The 9,600-nt window shown below is 53.0% G+C and carries 8 protein-coding genes, 13 tRNA genes and 2 rRNA genes; 3 read left to right on the forward strand and 20 right to left on the reverse strand.

The genetic code is table 11. The features are described 5' to 3' along the window. Window positions 1–29: 29 nt before the first annotated feature. Window positions 30–497, reverse strand: coding sequence for an acyl-CoA thioesterase (locus tag AC27KL_RS14395; RefSeq protein WP_487170128.1), 468 nt, complete (start codon window positions 495–497; stop codon window positions 30–32). A gap of 100 nt (window positions 498–597) precedes the next feature. Continuing rightward, entirely contained in the window at window positions 598–1,380 is a 783-nt protein-coding gene (locus AC27KL_RS14400; protein ID WP_487170129.1) for a helix-turn-helix domain-containing protein, read from the reverse strand. A gap of 227 nt (window positions 1,381–1,607) precedes the next feature. Here AC27KL_RS14400 and AC27KL_RS14405 point away from each other — a divergent pair, with 227 nt between their 5' ends. Both AC27KL_RS14405 and AC27KL_RS14410 read left to right on the forward strand, forming a co-directional pair. Beyond that, window positions 1,608–2,384, forward strand: a complete 777-nt coding sequence (locus tag AC27KL_RS14405; protein WP_036712242.1) for an ABC transporter ATP-binding protein — start codon at window positions 1,608–1,610, stop codon at window positions 2,382–2,384. A 105-nt stretch (window positions 2,385–2,489) separates the two neighbouring features. Beyond that, window positions 2,490–3,629: a phosphodiester glycosidase family protein gene (locus tag AC27KL_RS14410; protein ID WP_487170130.1), complete on the forward strand. Its 1,140-nt coding sequence runs from the start codon at window positions 2,490–2,492 to the stop codon at window positions 3,627–3,629. Between the two features lie 119 nt (window positions 3,630–3,748). Here the strand turns inward: AC27KL_RS14410 and wrbA are convergent, their stop codons facing one another. Together wrbA and AC27KL_RS14420 are read right to left on the reverse strand one after the other, a co-directional pair. Beyond that, window positions 3,749–4,366 (reverse strand): NAD(P)H:quinone oxidoreductase, encoded by a 618-nt coding sequence (gene wrbA / locus AC27KL_RS14415; RefSeq protein ID WP_487170131.1) that lies wholly within the window; start codon window positions 4,364–4,366, stop codon window positions 3,749–3,751. Window positions 4,367–4,544: 178 nt separating this feature from the next. After that, window positions 4,545–5,741 (reverse strand): Gfo/Idh/MocA family protein, encoded by a 1,197-nt coding sequence (locus tag AC27KL_RS14420; RefSeq protein WP_487170132.1) that lies wholly within the window; start codon window positions 5,739–5,741, stop codon window positions 4,545–4,547. Window positions 5,742–5,956: 215 nt separating this feature from the next. Here AC27KL_RS14420 and AC27KL_RS14425 point away from each other — a divergent pair, with 215 nt between their 5' ends. After that, window positions 5,957–6,544 (forward strand): hypothetical protein, encoded by a 588-nt coding sequence (locus tag AC27KL_RS14425; protein ID WP_487170133.1) that lies wholly within the window; start codon window positions 5,957–5,959, stop codon window positions 6,542–6,544. A 105-nt stretch (window positions 6,545–6,649) separates the two neighbouring features. Here the strand turns inward: AC27KL_RS14425 and AC27KL_RS14430 are convergent, their stop codons facing one another. The 16 genes from AC27KL_RS14430 to AC27KL_RS14505 form a co-directional block, all read right to left on the reverse strand. Beyond that, entirely contained in the window at window positions 6,650–7,381 is a 732-nt protein-coding gene (locus AC27KL_RS14430) for an N-acetylmuramoyl-L-alanine amidase (protein WP_487170134.1), read from the reverse strand. Window positions 7,382–7,603: 222 nt separating this feature from the next. After that, a tRNA-Gly gene (locus AC27KL_RS14435) sits at window positions 7,604–7,677 on the reverse strand. An 18-nt stretch (window positions 7,678–7,695) separates the two neighbouring features. After that, a tRNA-Pro gene (locus AC27KL_RS14440) sits at window positions 7,696–7,769 on the reverse strand. A gap of 21 nt (window positions 7,770–7,790) precedes the next feature. Then, window positions 7,791–7,865: transfer RNA gene (locus AC27KL_RS14445), tRNA-Gly, on the reverse strand. A gap of 7 nt (window positions 7,866–7,872) precedes the next feature. Beyond that, window positions 7,873–7,956, reverse strand: a tRNA-Leu gene (locus AC27KL_RS14450). Between the two features lie 11 nt (window positions 7,957–7,967). Then, window positions 7,968–8,043, reverse strand: a tRNA-Lys gene (locus AC27KL_RS14455). 19 nt (window positions 8,044–8,062) lie between these two features. After that, window positions 8,063–8,137: transfer RNA gene (locus AC27KL_RS14460), tRNA-Gln, on the reverse strand. 15 nt (window positions 8,138–8,152) lie between these two features. After that, window positions 8,153–8,228: transfer RNA gene (locus AC27KL_RS14465), tRNA-His, on the reverse strand. Between the two features lie 12 nt (window positions 8,229–8,240). After that, window positions 8,241–8,316 (reverse strand) — tRNA-Thr (locus tag AC27KL_RS14470). A 39-nt stretch (window positions 8,317–8,355) separates the two neighbouring features. Next, window positions 8,356–8,432: transfer RNA gene (locus AC27KL_RS14475), tRNA-Asp, on the reverse strand. A 42-nt stretch (window positions 8,433–8,474) separates the two neighbouring features. Continuing rightward, window positions 8,475–8,550: transfer RNA gene (locus AC27KL_RS14480), tRNA-Val, on the reverse strand. 52 nt (window positions 8,551–8,602) lie between these two features. Next, window positions 8,603–8,677, reverse strand: a tRNA-Glu gene (locus AC27KL_RS14485). Window positions 8,678–8,700: 23 nt separating this feature from the next. Beyond that, a tRNA-Ser gene (locus AC27KL_RS14490) sits at window positions 8,701–8,792 on the reverse strand. A 58-nt stretch (window positions 8,793–8,850) separates the two neighbouring features. After that, window positions 8,851–8,923, reverse strand: a tRNA-Asn gene (locus AC27KL_RS14495). A gap of 39 nt (window positions 8,924–8,962) precedes the next feature. After that, a 5S ribosomal RNA gene (gene rrf, locus AC27KL_RS14500) occupies window positions 8,963–9,079 on the reverse strand. Window positions 9,080–9,372: 293 nt separating this feature from the next. Next, window positions 9,373–9,600: ribosomal RNA gene (locus AC27KL_RS14505) — 23S ribosomal RNA — on the reverse strand; the annotation flags it as partial.

The following is a 9,600-nucleotide window of genomic DNA, read 5'->3' on the forward strand; positions in this document are numbered from 1 at the left end:
TAAGTAAAAAATAAGCTGCAGCACAAACCTTAGGCCCCGCTCAAGCCTTCTTGCTCAAAAGCGGCAATCGCCCCGCGGACAACGTCCGGAATCGGCGTGCTTTTACCGGTCCCCGTATCGATCAGCACGATCGCTCCCCGGCCCGCCGCCTTGAGCCGGTCGTTCGCCACCACCGCATACTCCACGTCCAGGGACGATCTTCCGATCGAAGCCACCCGCACATGAAGCTGAACCTTGTCGCTGCGGTACATTTGCTCCAGGTATTGGCATTCGAGATCGGCGACGACGGCAACCTTTTCCGTGCCGAACATCGAATCGAACAAGCCCAAATTTTCGAAATATTCGATGCGCCCCTGCTCGAAATACATAAAATAGCTCACATTGTTGACATGTCCCAGCATGTCGGTTTCGCAGTAGCGCACCTTGATCGGAATCGAAAAACGAAACTTTTGAAGCCAGCCGGCCGGATCGGGTTTGATAAAGCTTTCTTTGCGCATCGTTTATCCCCTCTCTTCTTCAAAAAAGAACAGTTTGAACAAAAAACGAGCCGCTGCCCGTTTTCAAGCACTTCTTCTCCGCCGTATTTCCTTCCCGGCTTCAGCTTTGCCTGAACTCGCCCGGCGTCATGCCGGCGAATTTCCGGAATGCCCTGTGGAACTGGCTCGTGCAGGAAAAGCCGAGGCTGCAGCTGATGTCCGCCACCGAATCGGCAGAGCTTTTGAGCAGCTGCTTAGCTTTGTCCACCCTCAGCATCAGCAGATACTGGTACGGGGTAACGCCCGTGCATTCGCGAAAGTTCCGGATGAAATGAAACCGGCTTTGCCTCGCGACGGCGGCCAGGTCATCGACCGAAACGGCTTCCGCATAATAAGCGTGCATATATTCGAGCACCTGATGGATATGCACATCGCGAACCTTGCTTCCAAGCCCGCTGTCCGGATTCGAGCCGTTCAGCGTTGTCCGCCAATAATGGAGCACCTGGATTTCCGTCTCCTGGGCCACAAGCGAGTCCGGCGCATCGCCGAACATCAGCTCCGACGTCCAATGCCGGAACAGGCGGGACAGCTCCCCCGGATACATCCGCTGACGGACCGCAAATTCCGGCAGACTGCCGGAGGCCTGCTCGAGCCCCAGCGCATCCTCGCGGATTTTGATGATGATCACGCTGGAATCCGCATCAAGCCGCAAAAAATGCTCCGTTCCCGGATGCTGGACCAATCCCTCGCCCCCGTTCAGCCGGTAAGGTTTATTTTCCATCGTAACATGGCATACGCCTTGAACCGGAACGGTCACCTGATACCAATGCCCGTGGCGGTGGGACCGGTTCGAAAACCGGTCGGCGCCCTTAAAAAGCTCGATCCGTTCTGTTCGAATACTCATCTCCATCATCGCTTCACCTGTTGACATTATAGCAAAAAAAGCTTTCAAGGCCAGCAATTATCGCGGCGACAACGCCTCCATAACCCGGGTAAGATGAAGGGAAATCCGTTAATGCCGGCCGCTTCCCGCCTTTGCCGGGCCGGGCGGCGGTATTGACAGCGCGCGGATTTGTTTTAACATGTGGAGAACGACATTTCTAATCAGGACTGGAGAGAGGAGATACGAACATGATCATCGATATTCAAAACATTACTTGGAGAAGCGGGCAGCATACGCTCATGAAGGATGTCAGCTGGCAGGTCAAACCGGGGGAGCATTGGGCGCTGCTTGGCCTGAACGGTTCGGGAAAAACGACGCTGCTTAATATCGTCAACGGCTATATCTGGCCTTCGGAGGGTTCGGTGCGTGTCCTTGGCCATCTGTTCGGCGAAGTCGACCTGCGCGAATTGCGCAAATCGATCGGCTGGGTCAGCAATTCGTTCCAAGAGCGGCTGTACGCTTCGGACCGCACGCAGCATATCGTGATCAGCGGCAAACACGCCACGATCGGCCTGTACGATAAAACGAGCGACGAAGATTTCGAGCGGGCCCGCGAACTGATGGAGACGCTTAGCTGCGGGCATTTATGGGACCGCGAATACCGGACCTGCTCCCAGGGCGAAAAGCAGAAGCTGCTCATCGCCCGCGCGCTGATGGCGGACCCCCGCATTTTGATCTTGGATGAGCCTTGCAACGGGCTGGATATTTTTTCGCGGGAGCGCCTGCTCGAAAGCATTGCGGAGCTCGTGCGCCAGCCGAACGCCCCGACCTTGATTTATGTGACGCATCATACGGAGGAGATTTTGCCTGCATTCAGCCATGTGCTGCTCATGAGACGCGGAGAAGCGGTCGGCAGCGGCAAAACGGAAGACATTTTGACGGCGGAAAACCTGAGCGGATTTTTCGAATCGCCCGTCGTCGTGGACAGGCATGGAGAACGCTTTTACGTACGGGTAGCGGAATAACCTCCGGCTAAAAGAAACAATGTCCTATCCCCTATTCAACAAAAGCATGATTATTCCGATATTACACATGCAGGATAGATCATACAAAAGGGGATTACAGCACATATGTTCAAAAGATCAATCGCGTTTTTGCTGCTCGCATTCATCTGCATGATGCCAGCCGCGCTGGCATCGGCGCCGCCGCGGAACGTCGTCGTCATGGATGCGAAAACCAGCCATTCTTTTTTGCCCGTCCGTTTCCTTAACGGTTTTGACGGGAATCAGATCCTGTGGAACGACGCCGCAAAACGGCTTGAAATCACGCACAGCTCCACGAAAATAGCGATGACCCTTGGTCAAAAAACAGCTGACGTCAATGGCCGCTCCGTTTCCCTTCAGGATGCGCCGTACAGGGACAACGGGGTCGTCTACGTGCCTGCACAGCTCGTAAGCCAAGAGCTAGGCTACAAGCTTGCCTGGCTGAAAGACAGCAATGCCGTCACCATCGCCGCAAACGGCTCGTCGGAAGTTCTGCCCGTCGTCATCCGCAATAACGGCAAAGCCGAAGCCAAGCCGGTCGTAAGCGAAAAGAAGACTTTTAAAATCGGCTCCCGTTCCATCGCCGCGCAGATGGTTACCGTCGACCTGATGAATCCCAACGTTCATTTGGACGTGGTGCTGGCGGGCAATACGCCGGGCAAGGTCGAAGCGCTCTCCAGCATCGCCAAACGCAGCGACGCGGCCGTCGCGATCAACGGCACCTTTTTTGACGCTTACACCAATGGCAGCTACAAAGCCCCCTACGGCTACATTTTAAGCAAAGGCGACATTAAGATGGCAAGCCCGGGCGACAAGCGGGTCATTTTTGCTTACGACAAAAACCAGCTTCCAAGCTTGATTTCCGGTTTGTCTTTTAAGACGGCTTACGACCAAGGGCGCATCGAGGGAGGACTTCAGGCCGGCCCGCGCCTGCTGCTTAACGGCAAAGTGTCGCTGAACGTGAAGCAGGAAGGGTTCAAAGATCCGAAGATACTGACGGGCGGCGGGTCACGCAGCGCACTCGGCATCACCAAGGACCATAAATTGATCTTGCTGACGACGGGCGGGGCGACGATTCCGCAGCTCGCGGAAATCATGCGCCAAGCGGGCGCTTACCAAGCGATGAATTTGGACGGCGGCGCATCCAGCGGCCTGTATTACAACGGCAAATATTTGACCACGCCCGGACGCCTCATCAGCAATGCCCTCGTCGTAAAAGTGCAATAATGAGAGTCTCTTAACTGAGCTCCGACATGACAAAAAGGCTGGCCTTGAGATTTGTAATCCCAAGTTCCGGCCTTTTTGCTGCGGATTTTCGGGGAAACCGAAGAATCCGGCGTTTCGGATTACTGTTTGCCCAAACCCGTTTTCACCCAATCGGCGACGGTTACGGTGCGTTTTGCCTGATGCATCACGGCTTCCTTGACGTCTTCGATCATTTTTCCGTCCTGGCCGACCGTAACCGATGTGCCGTAAGGATTGCCGCCTGCCGCAAAAAGCGATGGATCGGTATATCCCGGCGCCGCGATGATCGCTCCCCAGTGGTACATGCTCGTGTACAAGGAAAGGATCGTTTCTTCCTGGCCGCCATGCGGGTTTTGCGCCGAAGCCATGGCGCTGACGACCTTGTTCACCAGCTTGCCGTGGAACCAGAGCCCGCCGGTCAAGTCCAGAAATTGTTTCATTTGCACCGGCAAGTTGCCAAAACGGGTAGGGATGCTGAAAATGATCGCGTCCGCCCATTCCAGGTCGGCCAGGCTGGCTTCCGGAATATGCTGCGTCGCTTCCTGGTTTGCTTTCCAGGCCGGATTGGAATCGATCGCCGATTGCGGCGCCGTTTCGGCCACTTTCAGCACTTTGACCTCGGAACCCGCTTGTTTTGCGCCTTCAGCAGCCCATTGCGCTAGCTGGTAGTTGGTGCCGCCGGAGCTGTAATAAATTATAGCCGTGTTTACGTTTGCCATCTCGAATTTCCCCTTTTTCGTGGAATATGGATAGGTTTTATTCTGCCAAGGAAGGAATAAAAGTATTCTCAGCTAACGTTCACGGTTCATGTTGCCGGGAATAAACCTGAACACGAAAAAAGGCCGTCCGATTGAGGCAATCGACAGCCTTGCATTTTGTTATTCGTTGTGCCGGGGATTAACGATTCATCCATTTGCCGTTGGTGAAGTCCGGAATCGCCACCGGATGTCCTCCCAAAGCGATCGATTCTTCGGACAAAGCGGAGATGCACATCCAAGCGGCCATGTCGTATACGTCCAGCGGCGTCTCGGTCCCTTGTTTCACGCTTTCGAAAAAATCTTTGAACACAAGCCAGTCCATGCCGTCATGGCCGCCTTTGACGCCTTCTTCGATATATTTTTTCCATACCGGGTGCTCGTATTGTTCCCGGAACTGCTCCACGTTGCCCCACTGCGGTTTCCAGCCCATATGGAAGTCGTCATGCATGCCGTCCAAATAAATCGAATGGTTGTCCTCCATGTACATGCCTTTCGTACCGCGGACGGTGAATCCCCGGGAATAATAACGCGGCAGCGTCGTATCGAGCGTAATCGTGATCGTTTCGCCATGCGCGCATTTAATGACGGTCGTCACGATATCGCCCTGCAGGAATTCCGTTTGCATCAGCTCGGCATCATCGCTTTTTTCCTTGCGGACATACTCCTGCATGCCTTTTGCCTTGGAAGCCATCGATACCAGCGAAACCATGCGATTCCCGTGGTTGATGTTCAGAATGCGGGCGATCGGCCCGATTTCATGCGTAGGATAGTTTTCGCAGTTGCGATGGATGTAATTGTTCAAGCGGTAATGGCGGTTTTCTTTTCCAAAAGCAATTTCGCTTCGCAGATCGTGATGGTAGCCGCCGGCGCAATGTACGATGTCGCCCAGCACGCCCTGCTTCACCATGTTGAGCACCATCATTTCGTCCCGGCCGTAGCAGCAGTTTTCCATGATCATGCAGGGCACCCGTGTGCGTTCGTAGGCCTCGACAAGCTTCCAGCATTCCTGGACGGAATAAGCCCCGCCTACCTCGCATGCCGCATAAATGCCGGCTTCCATCGCGGCCACCGCAATATCGATATGGTCGGCCCACGAAGCGCCGATGACGACCGCGTCGATATCGCCAAGCGCCATCACGTCCCGGTAATCCCGCGTCACGAAAGGACGTGCGCCCCCCTTCTCTGCAACCGCTTTCGCTGCAGCTTCGCCGCGGTCCTCGTATTTGTCGCAAACCGCCACGACCTCGACGTCGTCCATATGCAAAATAACGCCCGTCAATAATCCCATGCCGCGGGCACCGAGACCGATTACGCCGACTTTCACTTTGTTTTTCATCGCAGCCTCCCCAAGGATATGAATCTATGTTTTAATGATGAATCTATGATTCTTTTCACTCTGATATTCCCCCGTTTCCTATGATCTGTCAATATTCATATTTTTACCCTGTGTTCAATTGATGATATTTGGTAGATGAATGATGGACGCGTATGGTATAATTTGGGGTTGAGGTTCATGAACGACTACATAGTGAGAAGGATGGAGAAACACGGATGAAAAAGCTCTTATCTATTGTATTGATATTTTGCCTGCTGCTGCCTGCTGCCAGCGTTTCGGCAAAATCGAACCCGCCTGCGGCCAAAACGTATCCCAAGCTTTATTTGGGCATGGACGCCTCCAAGCTTCCCATGAAGCTTTTGAACGGGCTCGTCGTTGACAAAGAAAACGTGGACGGCTTGGGATTCCTGCCGGTCATCAAGCTGAACGGAAAAAAAGTATGGCGCGAAGCCGACGAATCCTGGATCAACACGGGCGGCGCCGTTCAATTTACCGTTGCATCCGGCGGAGACACGTTTTTGCTGTATCTGTCGGGCGCTACCGGCGGAAGCATGGTCCAGGTGGTCGGGGTGCACAAGAACGGAAAGGTTTTTCTTAGAAAATCGTTTGGCGGCGTAGGCGTCAATGCGACATTTCTTTCGGCCAACACCATCCAGGTGGAGATCGAGCGGGAAAATCTAAAATGGAACCCTGACCGGGATCCGAATGCGGCAAGACATACCGAGGTTTATGACGTCACGGTGTACCAGCTGTCCGCCAAAGGCATGGTCAAACAAAAGCAATTCGTGAAAAAAACGGGTTAGAACAAGGTTAATGTTATGAGACAGAATAGCATTGGGGCAGGATATGCTCAGAAGCAAAAAAGGGCGCTTTGAAAGCGGCCCTTTTTTATATTCGAGGCATTAAACTTATGATTTATTTGTAATGGTAGCCGTTTTCGTCTGATTGTCCCACGTAAGGTTCGCCCCTAAGGCTTCGGCAATCGCACGCAGAGGCACCGTGACTACCCCATCCTCCAGCTTGGCGCCGCTCAGCGTTTTGCCATTGGCGATTACGGTTACTTCGGGGCCGTCCGGAGCGGGAGCCTCTTTCTTTTTCAGCCCCAAATATTTTGCGATTCCGAGGACATGCCCGCTTACGATCGCCTCCATCACGGCCGGCTGTTTAAGCTTGGCGGCATCGGACGCGACATCGATGAATAAGTTTTCCGTCAAAACGGCCGGCATCCGGCTCTCGCGGCACATGTGCAGGTTCCCGGTCTTTTGCCCTCGATCCGCGACGCCAAAAGGTTTCAAACCAGCCATGATCTCCGTATGGAGCAGGTTTTGGAGCTTCACCGTCGCTGCCGATGCCGACGTATAACGATAAGATTCAAAACCGCCCGAGCCGCCTCCCGCATTGCAATGAACGCTAATCAGAAGATCTGCGCCCGCGGCATTAGCCTGGCCGGTTCGGTCCTTCAGCTCGACAAACACGTCCGTGCTTCGGGATAACAACGCCTGTACATCCTCATATTCCGAATCCAAACGCTTTTTAATGACTAATGCTAGCGCAAGAACAACATCCTTTTCCTGCAATCCATTACCGGTAGCCCCCGAATCTTTGCCGCCATGTCCGGCATCGATCCACACTTTTTTCATTCGGATGACCTCCTTTTTGTGCAAACCGCTTACTATCCGCAGGATTTCTCGGGCCAGGCCGTTCTCTTTTTGAAAATCATACCCTTCCTTTTTATATGCTTATTCCGATCATCATTTTTTGAGGCGGCGGTTGCACCAGGAAATATCCAAAAACCGGAGGAACCTGAATGGACTGCTATATAACAAAAAAACGCCTTTCGGCGTGTTTGTTTTAAATCTATATGGAGCGGGTGATGGGAATCGAACCCACGCTACCAGCTTGGAAGGCTGGAGTTCTACCATTGAACTACACCCGCGTGAAAAAAAGAAAGAGATCGGGATGACACGATTCGAACATGCGACCCCCTGGTCCCAAACCAGGTGCTCTACCAAGCTGAGCTACATCCCGAAAAGAAGGTAAACAGTTAAATGGAGCGGACGACGGGAATCGAACCCGCGACCCTCGCCTTGGCAAGGCGATGCTCTACCGCTGAGCCACGTCCGCATATTCATGGTGCGCGTGGAGGGACTTGAACCCCCACGTCGAAGACGCTAGATCCTAAGTCTAGTGCGTCTGCCAATTCCGCCACACGCGCAATTGAAAAACTGGTGAGCCATGAAGGACTCGAACCTTCGACACCCTGATTAAAAGTCAGGTGCTCTACCAACTGAGCTAATGGCTCGTAATTGCCTTGAGTAAAATGGCTGGGGATATAGGATTCGAACCTATGCATGACGGAGTCAAAGTCCGTTGCCTTACCGCTTGGCTAATCCCCAATAGCTTAGAATAAATGGGGCGATCGATGGGACTTGAACCCACGAATGCCGGAGCCACAATCCGGTGCGTTAACCCCTTCGCCACGACCGCCATATGCAATTCTGGTGCCGGCGAGAGGACTTGAACCCCCAACCTACTGATTACAAGTCAGTTGCTCTACCAATTGAGCTACACCGGCGCAATGATTGAGTAAGATGATCCTAGAGAACAATAATGATGGCGGAACCGACGGGATTCGAACCCGCGATCTCCTGCGTGACAGGCAGGCATGTTAGGCCTCTACACCACGGTTCCAGGCCTTTATGAATCCTGAAAGCTTTTCGCTTTGAGGAATAATGGTGGAGACTGAGGGGATCGAACCCCCGACCCTCTGCTTGTAAGGCAGATGCTCTCCCAGCTGAGCTAAGTCTCCTTAAATTTTCTATGAACCCAACTAGGTTCTCGTCCCAATCATGGGAAAATAATGGTGACCCGTAGGGGATTCGAACCCCTGTTACCTCCGTGAAAGGGAGGTGTCTTAACCCCTTGACCAACGGGCCTTAATATGTAAAGTTTGAAATGCTGGCGGAGAGAGAGGGATTCGAACCCTCGAGACGCTTGTGACGCCTACACGATTTCCAATCGTGCTCCTTCGGCCAGCTCGGACACCTCTCCGCGTCTTATCCAATAATGATGATTGCTTTCAGCTTTCAAACATTTTATTGGAATTGAACTCCCCGAACAGGACTCGAACCTGTGACAACTCGATTAACAGTCGAGTGCTCTACCGACTGAGCTATCGGGGAACGTTTCGCAAAAAAATAACCACAAAGGATGTGGTTTCCGCTTGGCAGCGTCCTACTCTCCCAGGACCCTTCGGTCCAAGTACCATCGGCGCTGGAGGGCTTAACGGTCGTGTTCGGGATGGGTACGCGTGGAACCCCTCCGCCATCGCCACCAAACGGGATTTTTCGCTGCAACATCGCAGCTTCAAAATCGTTTGTGAAATTCGCTTCATCTTGATTGACGATTGAATTTCAATACGATATGTACAGGAATCGGCATCGCCAAATGCCGAAAGTCATACTTGCCTTTCGAAACCACTTGAGCTTCAAAAAGTTGTTTTGACTCCCTGAAAACTAGATACGAAACGTTTTGCGTTTTAATTTCCGTAGCATTTCCCGGTTTTTGTTCCGGGCCCCGCCAAAGTACTTGGAATCAGCTGCGAAGCTGCTCTTCACTTTGGTGGGTCATTTAGGATAAGCCCTCGACCGATTAGTATTGGTCAGCTCCATGCATTGCTGCACTTCCACCTCCAACCTATCTACCTCGTCGTCTTCAAGGGGTCTTACTAATTGGGAAATCTCATCTTGAGGGGGGCTTCACGCTTAGATGCTTTCAGCGCTTATCCCGTCCGTACGTAGCTACCCAGCCATGCTCCTGGCGGAACAACTGGTGCACCAGCGGTACGTCCATCCCGGTC

It is taken from the genome of Paenibacillus sp. YAE3, assembly GCF_057546105.1.

Bases quoted from the DNA above. Each gene is read 5' to 3' on its own strand.
- AC27KL_RS14395 (WP_487170128.1), bottom strand. From the start codon at position 497: ATGCGCAAAGAAAGCTTTATCAAACCCGATCCGGCCGGCTGGCTTCAA.
- AC27KL_RS14400 (WP_487170129.1), bottom strand. From the start codon at position 1,380: ATGAGTATTCGAACAGAACGGATCGAGCTTTTTAAGGGCGCCGACCGG.
- AC27KL_RS14405 (WP_036712242.1), top strand. From the start codon at position 1,608: ATGATCATCGATATTCAAAACATTACTTGGAGAAGCGGGCAGCATACG.
- AC27KL_RS14410 (WP_487170130.1), top strand. From the start codon at position 2,490: ATGTTCAAAAGATCAATCGCGTTTTTGCTGCTCGCATTCATCTGCATG.
- wrbA (WP_487170131.1), bottom strand. From the start codon at position 4,366: ATGGCAAACGTAAACACGGCTATAATTTATTACAGCTCCGGCGGCACC.
- AC27KL_RS14420 (WP_487170132.1), bottom strand. From the start codon at position 5,741: ATGAAAAACAAAGTGAAAGTCGGCGTAATCGGTCTCGGTGCCCGCGGC.
- AC27KL_RS14425 (WP_487170133.1), top strand. From the start codon at position 5,957: ATGAAAAAGCTCTTATCTATTGTATTGATATTTTGCCTGCTGCTGCCT.
- AC27KL_RS14430 (WP_487170134.1), bottom strand. From the start codon at position 7,381: ATGAAAAAAGTGTGGATCGATGCCGGACATGGCGGCAAAGATTCGGGG.